Source organism: Belnapia moabensis DSM 16746, from assembly GCF_000745835.1.
Lineage (GTDB): Bacteria > Pseudomonadota > Alphaproteobacteria > Acetobacterales > Acetobacteraceae > Belnapia > Belnapia moabensis.
Genome location: NZ_JQKB01000066.1, coordinates 1 through 24,580, shown reverse-complemented (window position 1 = coordinate 24,580; position 24,580 = coordinate 1). Strand labels below are relative to the sequence as shown.

The following is a 24,580-nucleotide window of genomic DNA, read 5'->3' as shown; positions in this document are numbered from 1 at the left end:
CTCAACCGCGATGCCTGGCCCAGCGCCTTACGGTCAATCAGCCCAGCCGGACCCTCGGCATTGAACCGCACCACCCAGTCCCGGACGATCTGCACCGTCACCCCGCCGATCCGGGCGGCCTCCGTGCGCAATGCGCCATCGTAAATGGCTGCCAAGGCCAACAGGCGACGTGCCTGGGCCGCATCCTTGGTCCGTCGAGCCGCACTACGGAGCCCAGCCGCGTTAAAGTCAGCTCGGAGTGGGATGGGCATGGCGAAGCTCCCCTGTTCGCCACGTTGAATCAGAGCGCCGTCCTCCTGGGAATCCCCAGCAAGTCACGCTCTCCGAGACTTGGTATAAGGATAGCCGAAGGAAAATCTGTTTCTGTTTCGTATCGGGGCCTCGCCTGGCCCGAGGCAGGCGCCGTGACCAGTACCAGCTCCCAGCCCGGACCAGGAGGTGCAGAGCGGGGCGGCGAGGACGGGGTGAGGCATCAGGGGAGGGCGAGGATTCCGACCCGAATGTGGTACAGAGTTGTGGCACAGCAGCACGCCCTCGCATCCGGGGTCCGTGCGGTCCTCTAAGCTGCTGATTTCTCTATAGATTTCTGAAGATGGCTGGGGGACCTGGATTCCCTCCAAGGTTGAATTCCCCTCAGCAAAACCCTCGCTTTCCAGCTAATCCAGCCGTCGAACTGGAGGACTGTGGAACAGTCGATGCGGACGGTCAATGCGAGCGGCTCTGCATGTCGTCTTCTGCTACTCGGACACCGCAGGCGTCGCCTGTGTCCAGTGAGAGGGCTTGGCGCTGGGCAGTGAGGTCCAGGAAGCGGCCAGTAGGTGACGGCCAAGGCCATGTATCCGCACGCTCGGGTCCCGTTCATTGGGCGCCTGCACAGGACCTGTCTCGCGGCGAGCGCCCTGGAAGCGTGCCCGGCTGTTCACGTCGAGAGCATCATCTTCGCTGGCAGCATGGTGTGAGCCGCCTTCTCGTGGCAGCCCTTGCTGCGGCCGCAGGCCTTCAGCGCGCGCAAGCCGCAGCTAGGGCACCTGCTGAGCTATGTGGCGACTGACGACCTCCTCGGCGCGCTCTTCCCCAGGCGGCATGCAGTGGCTGCGCTTCCCAGATCCCGGCAGGGCCGGGCACCACGGCTTCAAGTCGGACCCGCGGCCGGACGTGCGGAACATCCTTCACGTCCCGGGAGGTCACGACGCGACGCTGAAGGACCATCACTGGAGCGAGATGTCCAAAATCATCTCAGGTCGCGAGTTTCCGTCCCCCATTTTGAGTATCGTTCGCGATATCGCGGCCCCATTCGCTGGCGAGGTCGGCAGCGCTCCCAGGCTCGGGGTCCTCATTGTCGCAACCGACCCTCTTGGCCAAGCGCATCCTCGCTAGATTTTCAGGCGGCGGGTAGGTCGCTGACGACTTAACGCCGGTGCCGCGTTACCAGCCTGGGAAGAGCGGTCGCGTCCAGGTGGCCACATCCTCGAGGCGGCGGGCGACCGCCAGCACCGTATCGTCACCGCCGAAGCGCCCGACCACTTGGATGCCGAGGGGCAACCCGTCGGCATGCGGGCGTACAGGTATGCTCAGCCCCGGGTAACCGACGGCATTGACCCAGGTGGCGAAGGCGTTCTGTGCCGCCGCGTGCCCAGGCTGGCCGCCGATGGCGGCCGGGTACTCGTCGTTGATGGGCCAAGCTGGCGAGACCGCGCTGGGGCAGAGAAAGGCGTCGACGTCGCCCCAGGCATCTGCCACCGCACCTCGGATCTGGGCCAAACCATCCACGGCGCGCACGTAGTCGACCGCGGTCAGCGCCAAGCCTCGCTCGGCCGTAGCGGCTATGGGTCGGCTGGCCTGCGCGCGCCAAGTGTCGGGATGCATGCAGGCGGCCCGGGCGGCGCCTGCCGCGCTCAGCGTGCCCCAGACGCTGCGGACCTGGCGGACGTCGTAGGGCGCGGTACGACGGACCACCTCGCAGCCCGCCTTCGCCAGCAGGGCGGCGCACTCCTCGACAGCGGCCTTGACCTCCGGGTCCACCAACTCGCCCTCGCATTTCGCGAAAACGCCGATACGCAAGGGACGTCCCTCCGGGACACCACTCCCAAGGGGTGGCAGGCGCAGGGAGGACGGGTCCCGCTCGTCGGGCCCGGCCACGCACTCGTAGAGCAGGCGGAGGTCGCCCAGACTGCGAGCAAGGATGCCCACAGCCTGGAAGTCCAGGGCCATGGGCGGGAAGCCGTGGCGCCGGGCGATGCGGCCGTTGCTGGGGCGGAGGCCGTAGAGGCCGGTGTAGCTTGCTGGCAGGCGCGTAGAGCCTCCAGCGTCCGTCGCCAGAGACAGTGGCACCATTCCCGACGCAATGGCGGCCACGGAGCCGCCGCTCGAGCCGCCTGGCGTCAGGTTCGGATCCCAGGGGTTGCGGGCAGGGCCGTGCAGCGGGCTGTCGGTTCGGCCGGAGAGGGCGAACTCCGGGGTGTTGGTCTTGCCCACGATCACGGCGCCCGCCGCCCGCAATCGCTCGACCGGGATGTCGTCGAGCGGCGGGACGAACTCCGCCCACATGCGGCTGCCCCAACGCGCGGGCATGCCCACGACCCAGAGGTTGTCCTTGACCGCAACGGGCACGCCATCGAGGGGGCCGATGCGGCTGCCCTCGGCGTGCCGTCGGTCGGCGGCCTCGGCCGCCCGACGGGAGCCCGCCTCGTCGACGTGCACGAAGGCGCCCAGAACGGCGTTGGCGCGGGCGATGCGCGCTAGGCAGTCCTCCAGCAGTTCGGAGGGCCTGCACCGCCCCTCTGCCAGCGAGGAGGACATGGCGGCGGCGTCGAGGGGAGGCGGGGTCGTGTCTGTCACGCGGCTCGGCCCTTGTGCGTTGTGAGGGATCCGGAGATGGCGGCGCGCAGCGCGGCCTCCTCCCTGCGGAGAAGCGCGGCGACCGCCTCGATGCGGCGGACGTCGAGCCTCTCGGCTATAGCGATGACGGAGAGCGCCACGGGGACGCCGCCCACGCCGTTGCCAACGGCCACGGCCACACCGCGGTAGCGCGCCACGATGCGGCCAGTGGTGACCGCGAAACCGCGGGCGCGGGTGGCCTCAATCGCAGTGCGGACCTTGTCGGCGATGAGCCCGTGACGCCGGTAGCGCCCCTCATTCGCAGCGACGACGAGGTCGGCCTCGCCAGGGGGAAGGCTTGCCAGGACGGCGAGGGCACCAGCGCCGACGCCGAGCGGCCGCCGGTTACCGACCTCGACCGGCAGGGCGCGAATCTCGAAGCTGCCCTCGCGGCGGTCGAGGCAGAGCGCATCGGTGCCGCTCCGGCTGTTGAGGTAGGCGGTGTCCCCGGCCTCAGCGGCGATGCGGTCGAGCGTCGGCCCGCACATGCGCCGGACATCGACGCGCGGCGCTGCGGCGAGGCCGAACTCATAGAGCAGCGGGCCAAGCCGGTAGGCCCGGGAGGCGGAATCGCGCTCCAGCAATCCCTCCTTGAGGAGGACGGCCAGGAGGCGGTGCGCGGTCGGCTGCGTGAGGCCCGTGGCCTCGGCCAGACCACTGAGCTTCGCCCCCAGCCCCTTTGCCTTCGACGCCGAAACCTCCCGCAGCAGGGCCACCGCACGCCGGATGGCCTGTCCGCCGTCGCGTCCGACCGCCACCTCGGTGCCTGCGTCCTCCACCATGCGGTCCCTCGCTTCTGGGAAGCCTACGAAGGCGCGGCTTGCCGGGCAAACCCTCCCCACATCAACTTCCACATTGCGGAAGTTCCTGATTATCGGACTTCTCAAGTACCCCTTCCGACTGAGAGCATCCTGGCTAAGGCCGGGCCAACTGGCGCCACTTGCCGGGGCGGGGAGAACGACATCGGCAGCGTAGTCTCAACCCGCAGAGGACGCGACATGACCGTATTCCGCGATGGGCATTGTCCCACCACACTCATCCCGGGCCGCCGGACGCTCATCGCCGCGGGGATCGCCGCCGCCCTGGCGGGGAGAATCCCGGTAAGCGCGCAGGCCGCCGAGCCCGACTTCCCGTCGCGCCCCCTCCGCCTGATCGCGCCGTTCCCACCGGCCGGGGCCGCCGACGTCATCAGCCGCCTCCTCGCCGAGCCGCTTGGCCGGGCGCTGGGCCAGACCGTCTTGGTCGAGAACCGCTCCGGCGGCGGCGGCCGCATCGGTACCGAGGCCGCCGTACGCTCCCCCGCCGACGGCTACACGCTGCTCATGGGCAGCCAGGCCACCAACTCCATCAACCCCGAGCTCTACAGCGACCTCAACTACGACCCGGCCAAGGACTTGGCGCCGATCGCCATGGTAGGCGGCGTCGGTTCGGTCCTCTACGTCCGCAACAGCCTGGACGTAATCAGCTTTCAGCAACTCCTAGAGCGCGCCCGGCAGAAGCCGGGCGAGCTCACCTACGGCTCGGCGGGGAACGGCGGCGGCTCGCACTTGGCCATGGCGCTGCTGGAGCTCATGGCCAAGGTTCGGATGTCGCACGCGCCCTACCGCGGCACCGCGCCTGCCACCGCCGACGTGCTCGCCGGTCGGATCGACATGGTCTGCGACCCATTCACAACCGGCATGCCGCAGGTGGCCTCCGGCCGGGTGCGCGCGCTGGCGGTGACGACACCGCAGCGCTACCCGGGTCTGCCCGATGTCCCGACGATGGCTGAGGCGGGGGTACCGGGCTATGAGGCGGTCAGCTACTACGGCCTCTTCACCCCGGTGGGCGTGCCGGATTGGGTCCTCAAGAAGCTGCGGGACACCGCGGCGCGGGTCATCGCCGACCCGGGCGTCAGCGCCAAGCTGGCCGAGCAGGGCATGGTGAACCTTGGCCTCGGTCCCGAGGAGTTCGCCGAGTACGTCGCCAAGGATCGCAAGCGCTGGGGCGAGGTGATCCGCGAGGCGAAGATCACCGTCGGCTGACGTGCCGACCGGACCCAAGCAACCACCAAGGAACGGAAAGCAGGAGCTTCCCATGGAAATCGTCGATTTGAGCCGCGAGCTCTTCCACCGCACGCAGACGCACCCGTCCCACCCGCCCGTGGTCATGACGGTTTGGAACGACCACTCGGAAAAGAAGGTTGCCGGAGACACGGTCTTCACAAGCAAGGCGCTCTCAATCGCTTTCAGCGATCACGCAGGCACGCATGTCGACGCCCCCGTGCACTTCGACCCGCGCCCCGGGGCGCTGTCCATTGACCAAGTGCCGCTGGAGAATTTCATCACTTCGGCCTTCTGCGTGGACCTCCGGCACGTCCCGCTGAAGCATGCGGTGACGGTCGACGAACTCGCTGCGGCCGTGGAGGCGACGAGCCAGCAGATCCAGAAGGGCGACACCGTCCTCATCCTGCTCGGCACCAATGAACGGCTGCTCGGCAAGCCCGGCTATGGGCACGACTTCCCGGGTCTATCCATCGAAGCCATCCATTGGCTGGCTGACCGCGGGATCGGCATGTTCGGTGTCGAGGCGATCAGCCCGGCGCCCGAGGGCGAGCTCAATTTCAAGGCGCACATGGCGTGCGCGGAGCGGGGCATTACTCACATGGAGTGCCTGACCAACCTTGAGGCGGTGGTGGGGCGCGGCAGGTTCCGCTTCATCGGCCTGCCGCTGAAGATCCGCGGCGGCACCGCGAGCCCGATCCGGGCTGTGGCGCTGTTCGAGTAGGCGACTGCCGGAACCGAGCAGGCCCCCGGCCAGGGAGGGCTGCCAACACCACACCATCGGTGATGCCGAGAGGCGGCCGCGGGCGCTGCGAACGGACGCCTGCTTCCTTGCGGCGTGGAGAGGCCACCCGCCCTCGTGCCACGGCCGCCTTCCGGCCTTAACGTGGCGAAAGCTCACATCACATCCCGGATTATGGCACGTTGACATCTTGTCGGGATGCGACGACGGCTGCGGCGAGATTGATGGTGGCACGGAGGTGGTCGTCCGTCTCGTCGTAGTGGATGGCGACGGCACGAAACTCCTTGAGCTTAGCGAAGTATTTCTTAATCAGGTCCCGCCAGCGATACATCGCCTGTTCACAGGGGATGATAGCTTTGCGACTGGCCTCGGTCGGGATCACCGCAATAGCGCTGCGGGCATCAAGCTTGGCGCATAGCCAGTCGACATCGAAGCCCTTGTTGCCGAGTAGGGCGCCGAACTCGAGGCCGCTGAGGAGTGGCGCCACGCCGACGCTGTCGTGTCGCTGCCCAGGCAGCAGGACGAAGAGATCAGGTAGCGATCTGAGCCCGCCGCCGCAGATGCTCATGGAGCTTCATCAACACCGGCCCGCAGTACAGCCCGCGCCTCGCAAACTCCTCCGGTGTCTCCGCGATGGCACGCTCCCGGCTGCCATAACGTGGGTATCGGGGCTCCGGCAGCACATACTCCGGTCGAAAGCACCACGCCGGTGGCGCCGGATGCCCAGCCAAGCGCGCCAGGTGCTCCGCCAAGCTAGCGAGGTAAGTCCTGCGGATCGGGTCGGGCAGGGGAGGCGGCTCCCCCTCGATCGCAGACATCGGCACTGGCAGGAGGTCGCCCGGGCGGATCCCGGCATTCACCGCAAGTGCGAGCAGGTAATCGATGAACTCTTTCGTTGCGTTCGTCGCGTCACCCCCGTGATCTAGGATTTGGATGGCAACGTCTTGGAGGCTCACGGGCGGTGGAAGGAAGCGCATGCGGGCAGCTTATAGCGCGAGCAGATGCGCGCATCATTGCGCATCTGCGTTCCTGGCGCTCTGGTATATCGGGCAGCCGCAGCTAGCCACTTCGGTCAAGGGCCATGAGCCCGCCACCGTCCTGATGGCCATCGACAGGCTTTTACTTTCGAGTGCCCGCCGAACCGGCGCAGGACGCGATGACATCCAAGATGTCGGCCATGTCCATCCCGAGGCCCAAAGACGACATCATTGCCGCCTGCACCGCCACACGCAGCGAGGCTTCAGGCACCAAGCCCTGCGCGACGGCCTCCTGCACCGCTTGGTCGGTGGCAGACATTAATGCCCGGCGAACGGGCATCATCTCGCGGTCGGCGAATGCAAACTTGGCACGCTCGACGGCGGCCATGGCGCGCTTGAGGTTAGGGGCCGTGTCCTGGGGCGCGGTGGTCGCGGGCGGCTGTGCCGGTGTGCTGGTGGTCGGTGGCGCGGGATCCGGTTGCGGGGCAGGGGAGGGCGTCTGGGGTTGGCTCAGAGGCGGCAAGGGATCGGGGAGTGGCGCGCGGCCGAGGAGCATGTCCTCGGTCACTCCAAGGGCCCGTGTTACCCCTTGCAGGGTTTTGCCTCGTGGTAGCTTGGCACGTCCTCGTAACGCGTTGCGGAGCGTGTCCGGGTGGCAGCCCGAGGCTATCGAGGCCGCGCGAGGGGTCATACCGCGCGCCCTGAGGATCCTCTCCAACCTGTCGGCAACAGAGTCCGGCTCAGCCTCCGGGTACGGAATCTTTCGCGGTCTGGCCATCAGCCAAGGCCAGCATTTTTCGGAGGCAACGACAACATCACTAATCTCCTATTCCGACTTCATTGCTCTTTTGAGGATGTCCGCACCAGAATTGGGTATAGGAGGACCGCATCATGCTCGATGTCCACAAATCCGTTGTTGAAATCGTCGATAAGTTTTTGGTCGACACCGGCATGTCGCCGTCGCGCCTCGGCCGCGACGTAGCTGCCGACGGACATCTCGTCCGCGAGCTCCGAGCGGGCCGCATTACGCTCAATCGGATCCAGGCGGTGATGAGGTTCATCACCGACTACGACCAGCCGGGTCAGGCCCCTGCCGACTGATGGGATGGCGAGGGAAGCGGACATGCCTCCGATATGCCGCGCCCGCTGTCGTCAGCCAGGGATTCCTATCAACAATAAGGACAATGCAAGGGAGGGTAGAATGCGTTCACCCTTTAACCGGCTCGGCCTTAGCCGCCTTGGGGAGATCGATTACATCGGCCTCATCCTCGCGGCGCCTGAGACGGCCATCATCCGACAGCCTGACCCAATCTTCGAGTCCCTCGAAGAGATCCTCCGCCAGCGTGCCAGCCAACCCCGCCGCTCGACCAATAAGGAGGTCGTCGAGAGGGTGATGTCCCGCTTCCGTAATGCCATCGCCCGTCAGGATGCCCGTGAAGCGGAACGCCGTCGGCTCAAGGAAGAGCGGGAGCATTATCTTCGGACGGCACCCCTGGCCGAAGTCATCGCCGCCGCACGCCGCAAGCGCGATTTCATCGACATCGCCCGAGCTCGCGGTTTCAGCGACGCATGGGCCCACCACCGCATGCTCGACCTGCTCGAGGTAAATCGGTGCCGCATTCGCGCAGGCACCTGACCCAATCCAAAAACCAACCCCGAAGTTCGCCAACTATGTCAACTTTGAATTCCGTGCGCCGGTGTGCAGCCGTTCTGCCCTCCGTCGACGATGACGACGAGATCCTCCGCATCCTGGACGGCGCGTGCTCGTCCTTGGGGGGCGTTGCCCCTACTCCGGCTGCGGGCGGACCCTGGCCGCCGGTGAGCAGGCCCAAGTACGCCGCGCCCTGATTTCGGATAGCGACATCGGTTCTTGGACGTCCTGCTTTGAGTGCGTCGCTGTCGAGGCGGCGGGCGACGGCAGCCGTGACGGTCTCGCCGATGCCCTCGCGCAGATCCTAAAGGCCGAAGCGGAGCTCGACGGATTGCCGCTCAGGTTCTGGGAGGAAGCGGTCGGTGACGTGATCGCGCGGCTGAGTCCGGGCTGGCGTAACGCGGCCATGGCATTGACGAGGGCGGGCTGGCGGTTGGTCATCCCCTACCAGCGCAGGTTGGCTAGCGGGCGGTCTCTGGGCCGCCCGTTGTCCTCTCCGGTCACCGGCGACCGGAGATGAGGAGTAGACGGCATGGAAGGCAATTCACGGCAGCAGTAGTCCTTCCCAGCAACCGACTACTGCTCACTTGCCAGCCGCTGGCCGACCGTTGGGGGACTACTGCTCACCTCAGGAGGTCGCGATGGCCAAGCGCCAGCTACACCAATTCGTTCACGTCGCCGGATTCGGGCTCCAAGTCGCCGCGAGCCGCAAGAAGAACGCCCACTCGCTGCGCGGGATCATCGGCGAGATGATGCGGCAGCCCGGGCACTGCCCTCATGTCGCTACGCCCCGCAAGCCGGTCCAGGTCTACGGCACCGATCCTGCCGCCCTGCTCACTTGGATTGAGGAGCAGCACGCCACGCAGCGCCTACGCGGACGGCGCCTCCGTAAGGATGCCTGGGTCGCGTTGGTGGGGTGAGTTCATACCCGGTGCCCGCCGATGAGGTCCGGGATTCGATGAGGGGGGCCAAACGGCTCAAGATCTGGCAGCGCGCCGATGTCGAATGGCTCCAGCGCCGGTTTGGGGCTGCGTTGCGGTCCGTGATCATGCATACGGACGAGGGATTTTTTCACCATCACTGGATCGTGGCGCCGGACAGCCTTGCCCTGACCATGGACATGCATCCCGGGCACGTCGCCAAGCGGCTCGTCCGGGCAGCCGGTGGGGACACCACGAAGAGTAACAAGGCGTACTGTGCCGCCATGCGCGCGTGGCAGGATTCCTACCATGATGAGGTCGCCGGGCCGTTCGGCTTCGCGCGTGTCTCGTCGGCGCCCCGCAAGCATCTAACGACTGCTGCGGTACGGGCGGCGGTGGCGGCTGGAGACTGGATTCCGGGCGTCGGGCCGGTGCGCGCTGATACAAGGCTTGTCAACAAACACGAATAAAGATTTCAAGGGGTTAGTTCAAATTTACCGTACGGGCACATCTTTTAGCCGTTAGATTGCCGGTACGGGGCAGAGCCTTTGCTTCAGAAAACCCGTAACAGGCTAGCAGAAATAAGGTAAAATGTTACCACTGCCAAAGGGTCAACAATTTTGTCCTCACGAATTCGTTGAATTCTTGCTCCGAGACGTGTGATCATCCTCACTCCACCCCGGCCGGAGTTCATCGGTGAGGACGGACACTATTGCTATCTTGTATCCGGCGGACCGGGAGACAAAAGTTCGGAACGGCAAGCACCCGGGGAAGGTGCTCTGCCTAAACGGCTCCAAGGAATCTTTCGACATCCGCGGCAGCAAGTTCTTCCAGGGCGAGATGCGCTCCTGGAGCGACGCCAAGGAGATGTTCGTCATCATCTCCACCGTCGCCGCAGAGGGCCAGGCGCTGTTCTGCCGCTCGCACCTGGCGCACTCCGGCCACTACCTCCGCCGCATCAAAGATCCGAAGGGTAAGTGCCCGCCGGGCATCAAGCGCGCGAAGCTACACACTCTGCCGCTGGACCTGGACTCCTGGCCCAACGTGGCAGGCCACGATCCGCGCCGTGACCCTGCGGCCGCCCAGGCCTGGATGCTGTCCGTTCTTGGTTCCGAGGTCGCCGACGTCGAGGTTGTGTGGCAGTGGTCCTCCTCCTGCTGCTGGACTGTGCCCGTCGGACAGGCCCCGCGCACCCTGGACGCCCGGGTTTGGATGCTCCTGGATGAGGCCCTCGGCGAGACCGGTGCCAACGAGATGATGAAGCGCTTCGACCTGCGCGTACGGGCCTTCTACGAGAGCGAGCACGGCATCCGCATGCCGAAGATGGGCAACGGGCAGGTGAAGAAGTTGGTCGACCCGAAGATCAGCGATGCCATCCAGCCGATTTACGTCGCCGCGCCGCGCCTCGAGGACGGCGCGGAGGATCCCATGGCTGGCGTGCCGCGCATCACCCTGGTGCCGGGGAGCCGCGGCCGCGTCAGCCTCGCCGACCTGCGCCGCAACCTGCCGAGCCTCTACCAGGCCTGCGCCGCCGCGGCTGAGGCTGCCAATGCAGCCGGGGAGCCGGTGGCGCGCCGGATGCCCCGCAGCCGGACCAAGACCGTCCGCATCCCGACCCAGCCCATCCCCCTTGGCCCGGCCGCCCTCGAGATCGACGCGTTGCGCAAGCTGGCATCGACCAAGGAAGGCGCCGTGAAGTGGATGGAAGGGTGCCACAACGTCTACCAGATCCGCGTCGCCCTGGAGCAGGTGGCCCTCATTATCCATCGCGGCGGCCTGACCTTGGGCGAGCGGGACGAGTGCTGCCTTCGCATCGCCTCCTCCCTCGTGGCCGGGATGCCGCTCGGCCGAGATGTCGCCTGGGTCCGGGCACAGGTCAGGACGCTGCTGGTCCTGGTTGCCGGTGACGAGTGGGTGCGGACCGAGTGGGAGGCCCAGGGCTCCGACGCCTCCGTGGTCGATAACTATGTCCGGGCCAGCCGTGGCGAGCGCGGCCGGTCCTGGCACAAGGACCCACGGTACACCTACGGCAAGGCCCGGCTGCTGGACGAGTACCAGCCGACCCGCGAAGAGGTGAAAGGCCTCCGCCTGCGCAGCCTGTGTACCGACGCCATGCGCATCTCCGTGGAGCGTGAGATCGAGCGAGAGGAGGCAGAGGCTGCCGTTCAGGCGCCGCGGGACCGGATTTCTTACGAGTTCGAAGCGCGTCGTCGGGCTCCTGAAGTTCACCGGCTGCGCGCCGCTAACCTGAGCTACCGGGCCATCGCCGAGGCCATGCGGGAGGACCTGTCCAAGGTCATGCGGCTGGCGAAGCTGTCGGCCGACCAGGTCGCCGAAGTGGTGGAGATGCTGGCCGAGGAAGCCGCCTTCGCCGAAGCGAACGAGGGCAAAGGGGGCGCGATTGCGGACATCCCGGCCGACGAAGCGGAGGGCATGGTCATGGCGGTGTTGGACCGTGGCATCGTCGACCCGATTGAGGTGGTGGACGTGACCGGACTGCCAGAGAGCACCGTCACCGGCATCCTCGAGTTCCTGGGTTACCTGGAGGATGAGCGGTTGGCGGCTTGACCGTCACCAGACCAGCGGAGGTTGGATGCAGGCCGTCAGGGTTCGTCCCTGGCGGCTTTCTGCTGTTCGGGCGTGTCCGAGGACCCCATGTCATCAGTGCCCACCGTGACCCTCTTCAGCGGCATCTGGAAGGCATCTCCCGGGAACCGTCAGAAACGGGCGTAGGAGCTTTCCGTGCGTATCGGGGTCACGCATGGCCCAGGCCTCTGCCGTGCCTCCCAGCGTGCCCTCAGACAAAGCCAGCGGTATGCCATTCATGGCCGTTATGTGTCTCTCCAAGGTCTTCCGTGCGTGATGCCTACCGGGAGAGCCTGATATCCATCCCTGACGTCCTCCTTCTTCAGCCGTCCCATCCTTCACTTCCAGCCGTCTCCGCTCATTCCCAACCCTACTGAGATCAGATCCTGGCTGACTGTAGGAATCAGGGCTCCCCTCCCTCCGCGGCCTTCTCTCCTAGAGGTCGACAGAACCCGGATCACCATTCCTTCTCCTTCCAGCCCCACTGCGATCAGATCCTGGTTGACGTGAGGCAGGATAAGCTCGCGGCGGCTGGATGGCCTGCCAGCCTTGCCAAGCTCTCGGACTGCGACCTGCTCCATCCCTGCGACGATCACCAGCAAGCCGACCACGTGCTCGAGTGGGTCGGGGCGCCGGGTGACTGGCGCCGGGAGAGGGTCTTCGGGATGTACCGGTCCGTGCTGGCGGCCGTGCGGAGGGGAGAGACAGCGTGATGTCGACGCGGCCCCCACGCGCATAGATGCTGAAATCGCTGAGGAACTGGCTGTGACAATGCGGCGGCGCTTCGGCGTTGAGATGCGTCAGCCAGCCCAACTCCGGTGGCTGGCCTTCTGCATTCTCGAGATCCGGGCGGAGATGGGTAACATCGCGCCCGCTGCTCCGCGAGCCAGGGGGACAACCCCATGCTGAAGCTCACATGCAGCGCCTGCGCTGGCCGCTGCTGGGAGCCCGACGCCGAGGACTTCGACGGGACACCCGAGCCGTGCCGAGCCTGTGGTGGTTCTGGCAAGGCTCCAGCAGCCGGTGACCGGGGCGGCCATCTGGAGATCCTGCCGGGCTTTTGGGCCCGCCTTGGCCGCTCTCGGATCCGGGTGGAGGAGCCGGTTCTGGAGCTCGCGGACGGCTGAGCCATTGCCCGGTGCCGCTACAAGCCGAGCCTCGGCCTGAGGCGCCCACCTCCTGGGCAATCCGCGTCGCGAGGTTCGCGCTCACGGGCACCATGGGCAAACGCACCTCAGGGCTGTCGATCAGCCCGGCACGCCAGAGCCAGTGCTTGATCGGTGCGGGGCTCGGCTCGGTGAACAAGAGGCGTGGCAACTCGCAGATTGCGTGCCAGGCGGCTAGCGCCCCGGGAGCATCCCCATCCTGTAACAGGCGGCGCACGGTGGCGAAGGCGCCAACCCCAACATGCGCGGAAGCGGTGATGCCGCCGTCCGCTCCCCCGGCCAGCATGGTGTGAAATAGGGCGTCCTCTCCGGTCAGCACCGAGAAGCCGGGCGGCTTGCGGCGGAGCAGGTCGAGCGATTGCGCCATGTCGGCCGAGCAATCTTTCACGCCGACGATGTTCAGCACGGCAGCGAGTTCCAGCATCGCCGCGTTCCCGAGGTTCACGCCCGTCCGGTAGGGGATGTTGTAGATCATGAGCGGGCGCGCCGTGCTCTCGGCCAAGGCGGAGAAGTGGCGGACCATCCCCACTTGCGACGGGCGCGTGTAGTAGGGGCAGGTGACGAGATAGCCGTCGAGAGGCCACGCTGAGGTGCCCGCCAGGGCCTTCTGGACCTTGCGCGTGTCGCTGCCGGAAAGGCCGAGGAAGAGGGGCAGGTGCTTCCCCGCCGCGGTCAATTCCTCGGCGGTGAGGGCAACGAGGCGCTCGGCCTCGTCCTCAGTGAGGCCCTCGCCGGTCGTGGCGGCGAGGATCAAGCCGTCGATAGGCTCCGCAGAGTAGTGGCGTACAAGTCGTCGCAGCGACGCCTCGTCGAGCTCGTTGTCGCGGAATGGCGTGACGAGCGGCAGCCAGAGGCCGCTGGGTGTCGGGTGGTTCGCTTCCATAGGGTCCATTCTCTCCTGTGCCGGAGACGGGACCTGAAGGTGACCCCGTCCAACTGGCGGGGTCCAACCTGATCCTGTGGCGCTGTGGCTGGCTTACCGCGCGCGCGGACCGGAGGTGCCCCTTGCGGGGCACTTCTTCGATGTCGCGGGCTTGGCAAACCAGTGGATCATGCCGTCATCCTCCCTTGTGGAAGTGGCGGCCGTCAATGCGCCGGTTGCGGTTGGCTTCTCCCTGACGCCGGTGGCCCTGCTCACCGGCAGCCGGGGCTGGGCCCCCCTTGTCGCACTTGCCCTGGCCTGATGGTGACGGCCGATCTCGCGGATGGCGTCAGCGAGGTGCCGCGGAGTCTGGTAGCCGGTGGACCGTACCGGCTCGGCCGCCACATGCGCCACTGGCGCGCCGAACGCGGTCAGCACGCGTAACCAGGCGGTAGCGGGTGCGGCCCAGACCTGCGCAGGCTCACCATCGACCCACTCTGTCGACCTGCTCAGGTTGAGGCGGCGGAGGACCGGCCAAGTCGGTGGGGTCGGACTGGCCGTCGCGCGGGCGGATGATGAGGCGGCGGGTGTGGTCGTACCCGTCGACCAGGATCGACAGGGAGGCGCCCAGGTCCTGGCATCGCAGGATGCGGTATTCCGGGTTGGCGCCCGGCACCTGCTCGTGGACGGGCACGCCGTCGACGTCGATCGCGGCATCGAGGAACACGGCCGAGGCGGCCTGGACGAAGGCGGCGGCGTCGGCACCGGACATCGACCAGGTCTTGCTGGCGGCATCCCAGCGTGCGGCGGGCGCCACGGTTTTGCGGATGGCGACGAGGTCTTTGGAGTAGAAAAAGGACACGGTAGGCATTGGGCGGCTCCTCGGGGTGGTGAGGTGATCGGGAAATCCCAACCGATATGAGGATTGTCTCACGCCCGAATGCATGAAATCCAGAAAGCCGCACTTGCTTGCATAAGATAAATGCGGTAAAAAGATTGGTTAACCGGAGGCTAGGGATGCTGCGGGTCCACTCGATACGACGCTCTGCCGTCTGAGACCCGCCCCCGCGGTTCGCCGCGCCTGCTTGCCCGCCTGCCGGAGCCTTTCCCGTTGTCCCATATTCCCGTGGTCGCTGCTGGCGATCCCCATGGCGCCTACGCGCCAATCCTGGACTTCTGTCAGCGCCAGGAGCGCTCCGGCATCCTCGTCCTCCTCGGCGATCAGGATCTTGAGGAGCCGCTTTCTGACGCCTTGGAGCCACTCTACGCTAATCACTGGAACGTCTTTTGGCTGCTTGGCAACCATGATTGTGGCCGCAATCGCTACTACGACAATCTGGTCGGTAGCCTCGGACTGCATCCGGACGGGCACCTCGGCGGCCGGTGTATCGAGGCCGGTGGGCTGCGGGTCGGTGGTTTGAGCGGCATCTTCAAGGAAAAGGTCTGGTACCCGCGCGAGGGGACAGAGGCGCCGGTCTATTGCACCCGGGCCGACTATATGCGGCAGGTGCGGCCGCCGGAGCGCTGGAGGGCCACAACGACACAGCCCGAAATCCCAGAACTCCGTGGCATGCCGCTACGGATGCGCGATGCCATCTTCTCCGAGGACCTCGAGCGCGTGGCGGCGGCAGGACCCTGTGATGTCGTCGTGTCGCATGAGGCGCCCTCGTGCCACCGGCACGGCTTCCGGGCCTTGGACCTGCTCGCCGACCAAGTTGGATGCCGCCTCTGGCTGCATGGGCACCACCACCGCTCCTATGGTGACCGCCTGACTCTCCCCAGCGGTCGGGAGATGCGGGTGGTGGGGCTCGGCATCGGCGAGTGTCGTCGCATCGATGGCGAGGTCGCATGAGCGCGCATGGCAGCTACTTGGATCCCCGGCTGCCGTGGGTCCGCAGGGGCTGGCTCCTCGGCGCGGCAGAGGGCATGCGCGATGCGCTGCACCTGGAGCCCGGCGCAATCCGGAACGACCTGCCGCTGGACCTACCCCAGGAAGGCAGCACGGACCGCGCCCTTTGGGACCTCGGGCGCTTGCTCGGATACGGATGGGATTTGAGAGCATATACACGATGAGCCGCCAGCGCATCATCTTCTGCGGCCTCGAGGGCTGTCTCCACACCGGCCTCGCCCGGCTCCGGAGCACTGCGGATGGCATCGATGAGCAAGCAGCTTGGCTCCTCGGCCGTCTGCTGGAAGCCACCCAGGCGCGTCTGGTGCTGCTCGCGGCAACTGAGGAGCAGGCTGTCGCCGACAGACAGGACCTGCGGCGGCTGGATCTCGCCGAGTATCTGCACCCGGGCAAGTGGTGGGTGAGGGGCCTGGATGGCGTGATGCCGTGGATCCAGGAGCAGGGCACGGATGACCGCGATATCGAAGGATGGCATGTCATCCTCGCTGCTACCCCGGACGAGGTGCCGCCGATCGACTGCATTTACCTGTCGGACCTTACTGGCCTCGGACTGCGCGAGTACCGGCTCGCCGTCGGTGTGCTCAATGCCGTCGATGAGCGCCTGAGTGTCCACCCGGTCATCCAGGCGGACCACGGCCGGGTGCTCGATGCCTTCGGCTGGCGCTGGCTGGAGGCGGTGGCTTGGCTGCATGCCCCGGCCGAGGGCGGGACGATGAGTTCTCTGCTGGCGGACCCGGCCAGGCGCGCCGAGGCTTGGGCCCGGCTGCCGGAGCGCCGGTTTCGCGGAGAGCCGGATGAGTGAGATGTCCTCGCGTCATATGATACGAGGACGTGCCTATAAGCGGTGCCTCAGGAGGGGATGGGGGCCGCACCGAGCGGGGTTGCCGTAGGCTCTAGTAGCTTCCGCCGTGCGGCGGGATCCATCGCCTGGGTGGCATTGTAGCGGGCCAGCCACCTGTCGTTGGCGGCAAGGTCTGCTTGGATCTCCGGTGCGCTTGCGTCGTAGTACTCACCCGCGAGCATCTTTTCCTTTTCGCTGCGCATTGCGATTCCTGGTTGGCGTTAGTCGGTCTGCCTTGCGACTGGAGCCAGCATTCTGGGGACATCGCACATCATCTGTCGACGGCCCCCACCCCAGGAGTTTCCGATGTCGATCCTGTCCCGTATCGCCGCAGCCATCCAGGCCGTCGCGACCACGTTCCAGGCCACCATGCAGTGGGTCTGGAATGGCACCAAGATGACACTCCGAGTCGTCACCAGCCCCGTTCGGGTGCTGGCCGGACTAGGCTCCGGCGGCGGTGGCGCAGGCCCGTCGACCGTCGAGGCTGCCGCCATGGTGCAGATGCAGGCCCAGCAGCAGTCTCAGCAGGCCGAGCAGGCGATGTCGGTCGCCCAAACTGTCAGGCTGCTCCAGCGCGCTGCCAAGCTCCGCTCCGAGGGCCGAGATCTGGAGCCGCTGGCCGAGGCCCTGGCGCCCGGCTGGCTCAGGTATGTCGAGAGCTTGAGCACCGGCGAGGCGCACCGGTTGGCGGAAACCGATGTCAGGGCGGTCGGGGAGCTCGTGTCGGGCGCCAGGGACGGCCTGCCGGGCGTTCGCGGTCCGAAGGCAGTCGCCCTGGGCGACATGGCGCCTAGGACGATGCAAGACGCCGTGGAGGCAAAGATAGACGCGGAGCCGGAGCGGACGCCGGAGCAGCAGCAGGTGCTGGGCGGCCTCCGGGCACGTTTCCTCGCCGCGGGTTACAAGCCGCGGGACGAGCCCAAGGCGGACCGCGGCTACTACTACGATGGCCGTACGGCCTGACAGAGGCCGCCTGAGACGCAGAAGATAGGGCCGCTGACGATGACCCAGCAGCCCCTTAGCATTTCGTCGCCCGCGTGGAGGAAGCTCAGTGCGCCCGGGCACGCAGGACCTCAAGCTCATCCAGGAGATCGTGGGCGATGGCGACCGCCTCGTCGCGCTCGCTGGCCATCCGCTTGACCTCGGTCCGCAGGGTGTCGGCGAGCTCCTGGAGTCGATCGATCTCGGCCTCGGCGCCGATCAGGCGGACGCGGAGGTCAGAGGCCACGTGGGCATGCACCTGCCCGACAGCGGAGTGCACCATCGCGGCACCCTGAGCATCCTCGGCCGCGCGCTGGGCGGACCGGATGCGGGATCGCTCGATGCCCTGGTGCAGTGCGGCCCCGAGCGCCGCAACGCCGAGGCCGATGCCGAGCTCGAGGTCGCTGGAGATGCGGTGGGCGGTCGACATGATGGGCTCCTGGGGCTGGTGGTCGGGGGCGATCCGGTCATCCTCTAGAGACTGGATCGTAAACGTATCGGAAGTCAACGGAATTCCTTATCGTGTCCTTATGCAGCGCTAGAAACTCGCGCTAGGGTACGGTAAACGATGGCATGGGTTGCGTGTAGTGCTGAGATCGGCACGAATAGTTAGCGCCGATAGCCAGCTAGCGCTCTGACGCACTCTGCCGATTCACTTGGCATGTGGACCGTGCGAGTCTGGCTGCATGGCTCAGACCGTATGCGTGATCGTGAGTGCGTCCGACCGGCGGCGCTTGGAAACCATCGCGGCCGACCGGAACCGGCCGGGCAAGACCATTGAGCGGGCACGCGTGGTGCTGGCCTCCGCCGATCACCGGCCGGTGCAGCACGTCGCCGATGACGTCGGCGTCAGCCGCCCGATGGTGTGGCGCTGGCAGCAGCGCTTTGCTGAAGAGGGCGTGGACGGCCTGCTGCACGACAAGACGCGCCCGCCCGGCACGCCGCCGATCCCCTCCGACGTGGTCGCGCGGGTGGTGGCGATGACCTGTGGCCCTCCGCCTCATCAGGCAACGCACTGGACCGGGCGTGCCATGGCGAAGGCGACTGGCATCTCGCTACGCTCGGTGCAGCGTATCCGGGAAGCGCACCAGCTTCAGCCGCACCGCATCAGGACCTTCAAGCGCTCCCGTGACCATGCGTTCGAGGCCAAGCTGGTCGACGTGGTCAACCTCTATGTCGACCCACCCACCCATGCGGTCGTGCTATCCATCGACGAAAAGAGCCAGATACAGGCGCTCGATCGCACCCAGCCCGGCCTGCCGCTCAAGCCCGGCCGCTGCGGCACCATGACCCACGATTACGTCCGGCACGGCACGACCACGCTGTTCGCCGCGCTGAACGTGCTCGACGGCACGGTGATCGGCCGCTGCATGCAGCGCCACCGCCACGAGGAGTTCATCCGCTTCCTCAACACGGTCGAGCGTGAAATTCCGGTGGGGAAGCTGGTCCATGCTGTGGTCGACAACTACGCCACCCACAAGCATCCAAAGGTGAAGGCGTGGCTGGAGCGGCACCCGCGCTGGTCGTTCCACTTCACCCCCACCTCCGGGTCATGGCTGAACGCGGTCGAGACCTTCTACTCAGCTTTGACCCGCAAGCGCCTTCGGCGCGGCAGCTTCCACTCCCTGGTCGACCTGCAAGCCGCCATCAAGCGCTACCTCGCCGAGCACAACGCCGATCCAAAGCCCTTCGTCTGGACTGCCACTCCCGCCGCCATCATCGCCAAGCTCGATGCATGCTCCGTGTGAGTGGCTGCACTACCGCGGACTTACCGAGCCCTCACCCCTCGGTTACGCTGCATCTGCGAGCGCGCCCTCGATCACGTTTAAGGGCGTCGCCGTCGGCACAACCCTGGTGAGGCGGAAGCCTGCGGCTGCGAACAGCGCTGCAAACTCCGCGGGCGTTCGTTCCAGGCCGCCGGGCTCGACCAGCATGTTCAGGTCGGCGAACTTGGTGTCCGCCCCCTCATTAGGTGAATCGATCAGTCGTTCCAGTACCAATAGCCTCGCCCCCACCCTCATGGCGCGGCGGCATGCCTTCAAGATCGCTGTGGAAGCCGCGTCGTCCCAGTCATGCAGGATGAACTTGAGTACATAAGCGTCGCCGCCCTCTGGCACGGTCTCGAAGAAGCTACCCCCGACGACCTCACACCGGTTGATGACGCTTGCGGCTTCCAGCACCGACCTCGCCCGCGCGACCACATGCGGCTGGTCAAACAGCACGCCGCGCAGGAGCGGGTGGGCTTCGAGGATTTTGGCAAGCAGCGCGCCCGTGCCACCGCCCACGTCGACGACCCGGCGGAAAGGAGAAAAGTCGTAGGCCGCGAGCACCGCGGGAGCGAGCCTGCGCGAGATCGCCGACATCGCCCGATCGAAGATCGCCTGCTCCTCTGGATGCCGGGAGAGGTAATCGAAGTTGCCCGTGCCATGCACGTGGCGGAATGCGTTCTCGCCCGTGCGGACGCTGTGTAGGAGGTGCGCCCAAGCATTCCACTCGAAGGGACGCCCGATGAGGTTGGCCCAAGGCGCGACCGAGACCGGCGCGTCGGAGCGCAGGCACTCGCCCATCGGCGTCAGTGCAAAGCGCCGGTCCTGCCCTTCGCGGAACACCCCGGTTGTCGCAAGGGCTCGCAGCAGCCTGTAGAGGGTGCGCGGGTGGGAGCCCGTTGCGGCGGCGAGGTCGTCGCTGGTCCGTTCCTCGTCAGCGAGGTGGTCGGCGATACCGAGCGCAGCGGCAACGTGAATGGCCTGTGAAATCTGATAGCCATTCACCAGCCGGATCAAGTCGAGCGCTGGCGTCTGCTGTACCATGGTGGCCTCCCTGCTTGGGGCCGCTTTGATAATGGCACGGGTTTCGGTCGGCTGGGAGGGTATTCGGCAGGCAGGCCCCGACGGGGCACGGGTTATCGGACCCTCACCGCTGCCGACAAGTACCCGCCGTTGGCCTGTTCGTCGAGAGCACCCTCGCTGGGCTCACTCGATCGGTAATGAGCCAACGGCGGGCCGACTGACGCACCCGCCGGGGGCGCGGCAAGACCTCAGGAATGTACGTTTCGTCTGTGTCGCAGCACTAGCGCTCTCCGGCCCTGATCGCCGATGGCAAGCACCTGCTGACCGACGTGGCCACCTCGGGCGGCGTCCTGGTCGGCTTCGTCCTGGTGCCGCTGACGGGATGGCTCTGGCTCGACCCGGCGCTGGCGGCCCTGATGGCCGTGAACATCCTTTGGACAGGCTGGGGGGCTGGTCCGGGAGTTGGTCGGTGGTCTGATGGACGCCGCCCCGCCCGGGGAGGTGCTGGATCGGATCGGGGTCGTCATCTCGACTAGCGCCGAAGGCGCTATTGAGGCGCACGACCTCTGGGTCCGTCACGCGGGCCGGGTCACCTTCATCGAGTTCCACCTCGTCGTCCCCCGCGAGATGCCGGTTGACGAGGCGCACGACGTCTGCGATCGCGTCGAGCACGCGCTCCACGAGGAGACCGGGGACGCCGTTATCACCATCCACGTAGAGCCTCCGCACTAGGCCAAGCAGTTGGGCGTGCTCGCCCTACCTTGATCCCAGTCCGGGGCCGCGAGCAGAAGCGCGACCCCGTTCCGGCCTTTAACGAAGGGCGACTACCCGCTCAACGGTGCGCCGCTCTCTGGCGTGATCAAGGCTCCAAGGCCCACCCCCTGCGGCGGCCATGTAGAGGAAGACGAAGCAGTAGAGGATCGCCGCGTCGCCGCCATTCAGGGCGGGGAAGAAGTTTCGCGGCGCATGGCCAATGAAGTAGGCGAAGGCCATCTCGCCCGCGAGGAGGAAGGCCACCGGTCGGGTGAAAAGGCCGACGAGCAACAGCAGACCGCCGACAAGCTCAATCACGGCAGCAAACCAGAGCAGAGTGAAGACAGCCGGACCGATTGCGGCTCCTCCCATGCGCGGTGGGAAGCCGAATAGCTTCTGCGTGCCGTGTTCGAGGAAGATGAGCGCGGCGACGATGCGGAGCACGCTCAGCAAGCGCGGCGCCCATTCGGCAGTGAGAGTCTGGGTCTTCATGGTTTTTCCCTGCGGCTGTTGCGCACCGATGGGTTCGGGACATGGCAAATTCTCCCCCACCGCCGGTAGCGGCTCCACTCGACCACACCGCGATCCTTAGGAAAAGCGAAGCACCGAAGGTGCTCCAGTATAACCGCTCCCGGTGTGGCGAATGCGTCCATCGCCGCAGTCCGACTACACCTCCCCACGCAGCACCCGACGCCCAACTCTGTTTGGCCATTCTGTGGAGCGGCCGTCTCTGGTGTTCCACGCTCGGCCTGAGCCATCGCCGCGCACCCGTTCAGGGTCGCTCGGCGCAGGACATGTCAATGTTTGGGAATGGCGCCGAGCAGCCCTGGACGAGCGGCGTCGCCTATGCTCGCCGTCCCCCTGAGGGGCGGCCCAGACGTTCGGGACCTACCAAGTCGAGGTGGCCAGCAGACCTGAGCGAAGGCCGCGTGGGGTTCACGCTACTTTTAGTTGATTAGTCTATCCCAATTCATTAGGTTTCGGTTTCGATTGGCGACTGCCGAGCGGGGGTGCCTTGAGATGCTCATGGAGGGATTGATCATCTGCGCGGCCGTCGCGGCAGGTGGTGGTATTGTGCTTGCCCGGCCGCAAGCTCCGCAAGCATCTGGGACCGTGCCCGCTGCTGAGGCACTGCGACGCCGCTTCGATGGTATGACCGAAAGGCTGCACGAGACCTCCTTCGAAACCGACCGCCTGATGATTGGCTATGACGGCGCCGTAGGGGTTTTCATCGAGGCAGAAACAGGCCGCGTGTGCATCATCCAACCCGGCGAAGATGGCAGCTTGGTCGCCCACTATCGCAACCTGCGGCACCTGACGGCCGCTGAGGTAACCGAGCTCGTGGAGGTCGCGCCAGCCCCAGGCGTTATCGGCCGCCTAACCGGAGCCCCTAGGAAAGGCGCGCGCATCCAGATGGGCGCCGATCTCAAGCTCGCCTTCGAGAGCGACGGCCAGCATGGGGCGATCTCCATCGTGGTCAAGTTCGGCCCCGGCGAGGCTGCATCGGCACGCATGACATCCTCCGGCCTGCGCAGCGAGAGCACCTGTCTGAAGGTCGCCGACGCCAAGGCCGCAGAGCGGGCGAAGGCTCGAGACGAGGCCACGGAACGTCGGCGCGTGGCCGAAGCCGAGGCCGAGCGAGTCCGTCAGGAGAAGGCTCAGCAGGCTGCGGAGCAGCGCGCGCTGGAGGCACAGCGATTCGCCAGGCGTTCCGCCCGTGACCGGAGAGTGGCTTAGGACCGGCTGGCAAGCCTCCGAGGAGGGCGCCTGGGCGGCCAGGTACTGTCCTGACCAAATCTCTTGGTGCCGCGTGCTCGGCGGGCCGCCGGATTTCGAGACTTGTCGGATAAGCAAGCTTATGCGGACGCAACCAGCCATTCAACGGAGCCATGATCCGCTGGAGCCGGTCGGTACTCTCAATCACGAGAAAGCATTATTTTGCATATTACGACGGTAGGAGATGCCTGGATGAGTGCCTCGGCTACGCACCGCCTCGGACGGCATGAGGTTCGCACAATGAGGACTGCAACCGGATATCGAGGGCGGGTAATTCTCGGGCCGAAGGATTTCGTGGACGCCGATGCCGAGACAGTGGAGGGCGTGCTGGCGAAACTTAAGCTCACTCTGGCCGAGCGGATCTCAAGCGCACGGGCGGCGAGGGTGAACGGGATCCCGACTGCCGATGAGTATCTCGGCGCACTTCACCGGCTAGCGCGGCGGCGAGAGTTCGGCCTGCACAACCAAAGGATGCTCGCAGCACTCCATAAGGCTCCCGAACAGACCCTGAGCGCGGGCGAACTCGCTAGGGCTGCGGGATGGGACAGCTACGAGGGTGCGAACACCCATTTGGGCTCGTTTGCCAAGATGATGGCACTTGAAGTGTGCTACCAGCCCGCAGAGACCGGCTCCGACGGTTCGCCGACCTGGACGTTCACCCTGGCCACGGCGGCACCAGCCCGCAGCCCTGAGGGTCACTTCCGCTGGCAGATGCGACCCCAACTTGCCGAGGCCCTCGAGCGATGGTGGGGCAGCCACCCGACAGCTTGACAGTGACTTCCCTCTAACAACCTTCGCATCACCCCCAGGAACGGCTTCTGCGTTCTGAGCCGTCGCCGTACTCTGACGTCCAAACTGTGCAGTTCCTGCCTGTAGTGGTGCGTTCTCTCGTGAGCAAGAGGATGCCCTATGGCAGCACGTTCTCACGGCTCAGCCCGAACGACGCCGCGAGTTCGAACCGAGCTCCAAGCGTGGCAAGCGCCGACCCGTACCCTGGACGTCCAACAACACCTAAACCCCAAAACGGTGCGGAATGGCGACACCGAACTGGCACCACTCCGGCAGGTACGATAGGCCGCGTCCTTGGCCTGAGCGGCGACGTGGTCGAATGTCGCTCTGCACATCATGCCGAACACCAACACCAGGCGCGGCAGCAAGGCCAAGCTCGTTGAGCAGCAGGCCGGGCCGGTAGATCTGAAGGGCGGGATTGCACTTGAGAAGCCCCTCTCAAGCAGGACGACGTGCCTTGGCACCTGCGCCCCCAGTCCAAGCCTTCACTGCCGCGGTACGGATTCCAATGAAAGTGGCGGTAACGGAAAATGAAATCCTACTTCGCCTCTTGGGTGCCGAGAGAGTGTGCTCTAAGTGTCCATCCGGGAACAAATCGAGGCATCTGAATCGGTTGTGATTGGCTCCGAGCGGCGGGTGCGGGAAGAAGGGCGTCCATGTGGACGCCCGAGAGCCGGCCAAAATACGACCGCAGCAAACTGCGCTACCCGAGCGATCTGACCGACGAGGAATGGTCGATCATCGGTCCGCTGATCCCACTGGCGAAGAGCGGCGGCAACAAACGGACGGTGGACATACGAGCGGTGCTGAACGGGGTGATGTACATCCTGTCCACCGGCTGCCAGTGGGCCGCGCTGCCGAAGGACCTGCCGCCACGCAGCACGGTGAACGACTATCTGCGACGCTGGGACGAGGACCG

At 66.2% G+C, this 24,580-nt stretch carries 29 protein-coding genes and 1 pseudogene; 18 read left to right on the top strand and 12 right to left on the bottom strand.

Translation table 11 applies throughout. The features are described from left to right. The 3 genes from EP26_RS36920 to EP26_RS24255 form a co-directional block, all read right to left on the bottom strand. On the bottom strand, positions 1 to 251 hold a 251-nt coding region (locus tag EP26_RS36920), incomplete at its 3' end, for a helix-turn-helix domain-containing protein (RefSeq protein WP_043340206.1). Positions 252 to 1,425: 1,174 nt separating this feature from the next. Then, the gene (locus EP26_RS24260; RefSeq protein ID WP_043342449.1) at positions 1,426 to 2,838 is read right to left on the bottom strand and encodes an amidase; all 1,413 of its coding nucleotides are present in this window, start codon (positions 2,836 to 2,838) and stop codon (positions 1,426 to 1,428) included. Further along, positions 2,835 to 3,659 carry an IclR family transcriptional regulator gene (locus EP26_RS24255; RefSeq protein WP_052389616.1) on the bottom strand — a complete coding sequence of 275 codons (825 nt, stop codon included), beginning with the start codon at positions 3,657 to 3,659 and terminating at the stop codon, positions 2,835 to 2,837. The genes EP26_RS24260 and EP26_RS24255 overlap by 4 nt, the downstream gene beginning before the upstream one ends. 216 nt (positions 3,660 to 3,875) lie before the next feature. On the opposite strand from EP26_RS24255, the gene EP26_RS24250 reads away from it, so the two are divergent. Both EP26_RS24250 and EP26_RS24245 read left to right on the top strand, forming a co-directional pair. Continuing rightward, positions 3,876 to 4,901, top strand: a complete 1,026-nt coding sequence (locus EP26_RS24250) for a Bug family tripartite tricarboxylate transporter substrate binding protein (RefSeq protein ID WP_052389615.1) — start codon at positions 3,876 to 3,878, stop codon at positions 4,899 to 4,901. Positions 4,902 to 4,953: 52 nt separating this feature from the next. Further along, positions 4,954 to 5,643: a cyclase family protein gene (locus tag EP26_RS24245; RefSeq protein WP_043342447.1), complete on the top strand. Its 690-nt coding sequence runs from the start codon at positions 4,954 to 4,956 to the stop codon at positions 5,641 to 5,643. A 190-nt stretch (positions 5,644 to 5,833) separates the two neighbouring features. Here EP26_RS24245 and EP26_RS24240 read toward each other — a convergent pair whose 3' ends face one another. Together EP26_RS24240 and EP26_RS24230 are read right to left on the bottom strand one after the other, a co-directional pair. Continuing rightward, positions 5,834 to 6,229 (bottom strand): hypothetical protein, encoded by a 396-nt coding sequence (locus EP26_RS24240; protein WP_043342446.1) that lies wholly within the window; start codon positions 6,227 to 6,229, stop codon positions 5,834 to 5,836. Positions 6,230 to 6,780: 551 nt separating this feature from the next. After that, entirely contained in the window at positions 6,781 to 7,026 is a 246-nt protein-coding gene (locus tag EP26_RS24230) for a hypothetical protein (protein WP_043342444.1), read from the bottom strand. Positions 7,027 to 7,529: 503 nt separating this feature from the next. Here EP26_RS24230 and EP26_RS24225 point away from each other — a divergent pair. The 5 genes from EP26_RS24225 (at position 7,530) to EP26_RS24200 (ending at position 11,777) form a co-directional block, all read left to right on the top strand. Beyond that, entirely contained in the window at positions 7,530 to 7,739 is a 210-nt protein-coding gene (locus EP26_RS24225; protein WP_043342443.1) for a hypothetical protein, read from the top strand. Positions 7,740 to 7,839: 100 nt separating this feature from the next. Beyond that, entirely contained in the window at positions 7,840 to 8,274 is a 435-nt protein-coding gene (locus EP26_RS24220; RefSeq protein ID WP_043342442.1) for a hypothetical protein, read from the top strand. A 656-nt stretch (positions 8,275 to 8,930) separates the two neighbouring features. Continuing rightward, positions 8,931 to 9,209 carry a hypothetical protein gene (locus EP26_RS24210; RefSeq protein WP_043342439.1) on the top strand — a complete coding sequence of 93 codons (279 nt, stop codon included), beginning with the start codon at positions 8,931 to 8,933 and terminating at the stop codon, positions 9,207 to 9,209. 11 nt (positions 9,210 to 9,220) lie between these two features. Next, positions 9,221 to 9,679, top strand: coding sequence for a hypothetical protein (locus EP26_RS24205; protein ID WP_157033730.1), 459 nt, complete (start codon positions 9,221 to 9,223; stop codon positions 9,677 to 9,679). A 250-nt stretch (positions 9,680 to 9,929) separates the two neighbouring features. Next, complete coding sequence (locus EP26_RS24200) at positions 9,930 to 11,777, top strand: hypothetical protein (RefSeq protein ID WP_157033729.1); 1,848 nt, start codon at positions 9,930 to 9,932, stop codon at positions 11,775 to 11,777. A 356-nt stretch (positions 11,778 to 12,133) separates the two neighbouring features. Here the strand turns inward: EP26_RS24200 and EP26_RS35235 are convergent, their stop codons facing one another. After that, positions 12,134 to 12,397, bottom strand: coding sequence for a hypothetical protein (locus EP26_RS35235; protein WP_157033728.1), 264 nt, complete (start codon positions 12,395 to 12,397; stop codon positions 12,134 to 12,136). Between the two features lie 310 nt (positions 12,398 to 12,707). Further along, on the bottom strand, positions 12,708 to 13,844 hold the full coding sequence (locus EP26_RS24190; RefSeq protein ID WP_084112904.1) for a 4-hydroxy-tetrahydrodipicolinate synthase family protein: 1,137 nt from the start codon (positions 13,842 to 13,844) through the stop codon (positions 12,708 to 12,710). 76 nt (positions 13,845 to 13,920) lie between these two features. Between EP26_RS24190 and EP26_RS24185 the strand changes: the two genes are divergently transcribed. Beyond that, the gene (locus EP26_RS24185; protein WP_043342432.1) at positions 13,921 to 14,145 is read left to right on the top strand and encodes a hypothetical protein; all 225 of its coding nucleotides are present in this window, start codon (positions 13,921 to 13,923) and stop codon (positions 14,143 to 14,145) included. Between the two features lie 159 nt (positions 14,146 to 14,304). Here the strand turns inward: EP26_RS24185 and EP26_RS24180 are convergent, their stop codons facing one another. Beyond that, positions 14,305 to 14,694, bottom strand: a complete 390-nt coding sequence (locus EP26_RS24180) for a hypothetical protein (RefSeq protein WP_043342430.1) — start codon at positions 14,692 to 14,694, stop codon at positions 14,305 to 14,307. A gap of 240 nt (positions 14,695 to 14,934) precedes the next feature. On the opposite strand from EP26_RS24180, the gene EP26_RS24175 reads away from it, so the two are divergent. Next, positions 14,935 to 15,675, top strand: coding sequence for a metallophosphoesterase family protein (locus tag EP26_RS24175; RefSeq protein ID WP_169747473.1), 741 nt, complete (start codon positions 14,935 to 14,937; stop codon positions 15,673 to 15,675). A 217-nt stretch (positions 15,676 to 15,892) separates the two neighbouring features. Continuing rightward, positions 15,893 to 16,534 (top strand): hypothetical protein, encoded by a 642-nt coding sequence (locus EP26_RS24165; RefSeq protein WP_043342425.1) that lies wholly within the window; start codon positions 15,893 to 15,895, stop codon positions 16,532 to 16,534. Positions 16,535 to 16,581: 47 nt separating this feature from the next. Here the strand turns inward: EP26_RS24165 and EP26_RS38265 are convergent, their stop codons facing one another. Further along, positions 16,582 to 16,755, bottom strand: coding sequence for a maltose acetyltransferase domain-containing protein (locus tag EP26_RS38265; RefSeq protein ID WP_281177112.1), 174 nt, complete (start codon positions 16,753 to 16,755; stop codon positions 16,582 to 16,584). Positions 16,756 to 16,879: 124 nt separating this feature from the next. On the opposite strand from EP26_RS38265, the gene EP26_RS24155 reads away from it, so the two are divergent. Then, complete coding sequence (locus EP26_RS24155) at positions 16,880 to 17,536, top strand: hypothetical protein (RefSeq protein WP_043342423.1); 657 nt, start codon at positions 16,880 to 16,882, stop codon at positions 17,534 to 17,536. Between the two features lie 85 nt (positions 17,537 to 17,621). On the opposite strand, the gene EP26_RS24150 is transcribed toward EP26_RS24155, so the two are convergent. Further along, on the bottom strand, positions 17,622 to 17,984 hold the full coding sequence (locus EP26_RS24150; protein WP_157033727.1) for a hypothetical protein: 363 nt from the start codon (positions 17,982 to 17,984) through the stop codon (positions 17,622 to 17,624). Positions 17,985 to 18,240: 256 nt separating this feature from the next. Here EP26_RS24150 and EP26_RS24145 point away from each other — a divergent pair, with 256 nt between their 5' ends. Beyond that, entirely contained in the window at positions 18,241 to 19,302 is a 1,062-nt protein-coding gene (locus EP26_RS24145; RefSeq protein ID WP_043342421.1) for an IS630 family transposase, read from the top strand. Between the two features lie 42 nt (positions 19,303 to 19,344). Here EP26_RS24145 and EP26_RS24140 read toward each other — a convergent pair whose 3' ends face one another. Next, positions 19,345 to 20,364 carry a methyltransferase gene (locus EP26_RS24140; protein WP_043342420.1) on the bottom strand — a complete coding sequence of 340 codons (1,020 nt, stop codon included), beginning with the start codon at positions 20,362 to 20,364 and terminating at the stop codon, positions 19,345 to 19,347. A gap of 308 nt (positions 20,365 to 20,672) precedes the next feature. Between EP26_RS24140 and EP26_RS37695 the strand changes: the two genes are divergently transcribed. After that, complete coding sequence (locus tag EP26_RS37695; protein ID WP_245624501.1) at positions 20,673 to 20,879, top strand: hypothetical protein; 207 nt, start codon at positions 20,673 to 20,675, stop codon at positions 20,877 to 20,879. Further along, a complete protein-coding gene (locus EP26_RS37690; RefSeq protein ID WP_052389614.1) occupies positions 20,821 to 21,075 on the top strand; it encodes a cation diffusion facilitator family transporter in 255 nt (84 codons plus the stop codon). Before EP26_RS37695 ends, EP26_RS37690 begins: the two co-directional genes overlap by 59 nt. Positions 21,076 to 21,153: 78 nt before the next feature. Here EP26_RS37690 and EP26_RS24130 read toward each other — a convergent pair whose 3' ends face one another. Then, positions 21,154 to 21,588 (bottom strand): DoxX family protein, encoded by a 435-nt coding sequence (locus tag EP26_RS24130; RefSeq protein ID WP_043342419.1) that lies wholly within the window; start codon positions 21,586 to 21,588, stop codon positions 21,154 to 21,156. Between the two features lie 534 nt (positions 21,589 to 22,122). Between EP26_RS24130 and EP26_RS24125 the strand changes: the two genes are divergently transcribed. From EP26_RS24125 to EP26_RS24115, 4 genes and pseudogenes are all read left to right on the top strand, one after another. Next, complete coding sequence (locus EP26_RS24125) at positions 22,123 to 22,833, top strand: hypothetical protein (protein ID WP_157033726.1); 711 nt, start codon at positions 22,123 to 22,125, stop codon at positions 22,831 to 22,833. 333 nt (positions 22,834 to 23,166) lie between these two features. Beyond that, positions 23,167 to 23,643: a hypothetical protein gene (locus EP26_RS24120; protein WP_157033725.1), complete on the top strand. Its 477-nt coding sequence runs from the start codon at positions 23,167 to 23,169 to the stop codon at positions 23,641 to 23,643. A gap of 138 nt (positions 23,644 to 23,781) precedes the next feature. Continuing rightward, positions 23,782 to 23,936, top strand: a pseudogene (locus EP26_RS37685) (IS481 family transposase); the annotation flags it as partial. A gap of 381 nt (positions 23,937 to 24,317) precedes the next feature. Next, positions 24,318 to 24,580: transposase (locus EP26_RS24115; RefSeq protein WP_043342416.1), on the top strand; the 263-nt coding region annotated here is incomplete at its 3' end.

Excerpts from the sequence above, each read along its gene's own strand:
- EP26_RS24255 (WP_052389616.1), bottom strand. The coding sequence starts at position 3,659 with ATGGTGGAGGACGCAGGCACCGAGGTGGCGGTCGGACGCGACGGCGGA.
- EP26_RS24250 (WP_052389615.1), top strand. The coding sequence starts at position 3,876 with ATGACCGTATTCCGCGATGGGCATTGTCCCACCACACTCATCCCGGGC.
- EP26_RS24245 (WP_043342447.1), top strand. The coding sequence starts at position 4,954 with ATGGAAATCGTCGATTTGAGCCGCGAGCTCTTCCACCGCACGCAGACG.
- EP26_RS24240 (WP_043342446.1), bottom strand. The coding sequence starts at position 6,229 with ATGAGCATCTGCGGCGGCGGGCTCAGATCGCTACCTGATCTCTTCGTC.
- EP26_RS24230 (WP_043342444.1), bottom strand. The coding sequence starts at position 7,026 with ATGGCCGCCGTCGAGCGTGCCAAGTTTGCATTCGCCGACCGCGAGATG.
- EP26_RS24225 (WP_043342443.1), top strand. The coding sequence starts at position 7,530 with ATGCTCGATGTCCACAAATCCGTTGTTGAAATCGTCGATAAGTTTTTG.
- EP26_RS24220 (WP_043342442.1), top strand. The coding sequence starts at position 7,840 with ATGCGTTCACCCTTTAACCGGCTCGGCCTTAGCCGCCTTGGGGAGATC.
- EP26_RS24210 (WP_043342439.1), top strand. The coding sequence starts at position 8,931 with ATGGCCAAGCGCCAGCTACACCAATTCGTTCACGTCGCCGGATTCGGG.
- EP26_RS24190 (WP_084112904.1), bottom strand. The coding sequence starts at position 13,844 with ATGGAAGCGAACCACCCGACACCCAGCGGCCTCTGGCTGCCGCTCGTC.
- EP26_RS24180 (WP_043342430.1), bottom strand. The coding sequence starts at position 14,694 with ATGCCTACCGTGTCCTTTTTCTACTCCAAAGACCTCGTCGCCATCCGC.
- EP26_RS24165 (WP_043342425.1), top strand. The coding sequence starts at position 15,893 with ATGAGCCGCCAGCGCATCATCTTCTGCGGCCTCGAGGGCTGTCTCCAC.
- EP26_RS38265 (WP_281177112.1), bottom strand. The coding sequence starts at position 16,755 with ATGCTCGCGGGTGAGTACTACGACGCAAGCGCACCGGAGATCCAAGCA.
- EP26_RS24155 (WP_043342423.1), top strand. The coding sequence starts at position 16,880 with ATGTCGATCCTGTCCCGTATCGCCGCAGCCATCCAGGCCGTCGCGACC.
- EP26_RS24150 (WP_157033727.1), bottom strand. The coding sequence starts at position 17,984 with ATGTCGACCGCCCACCGCATCTCCAGCGACCTCGAGCTCGGCATCGGC.
- EP26_RS24145 (WP_043342421.1), top strand. The coding sequence starts at position 18,241 with ATGGCTCAGACCGTATGCGTGATCGTGAGTGCGTCCGACCGGCGGCGC.
- EP26_RS24140 (WP_043342420.1), bottom strand. The coding sequence starts at position 20,364 with ATGGTACAGCAGACGCCAGCGCTCGACTTGATCCGGCTGGTGAATGGC.
- EP26_RS37690 (WP_052389614.1), top strand. The coding sequence starts at position 20,821 with ATGGACGCCGCCCCGCCCGGGGAGGTGCTGGATCGGATCGGGGTCGTC.
- EP26_RS24130 (WP_043342419.1), bottom strand. The coding sequence starts at position 21,588 with ATGAAGACCCAGACTCTCACTGCCGAATGGGCGCCGCGCTTGCTGAGC.
- EP26_RS24125 (WP_157033726.1), top strand. The coding sequence starts at position 22,123 with ATGGAGGGATTGATCATCTGCGCGGCCGTCGCGGCAGGTGGTGGTATT.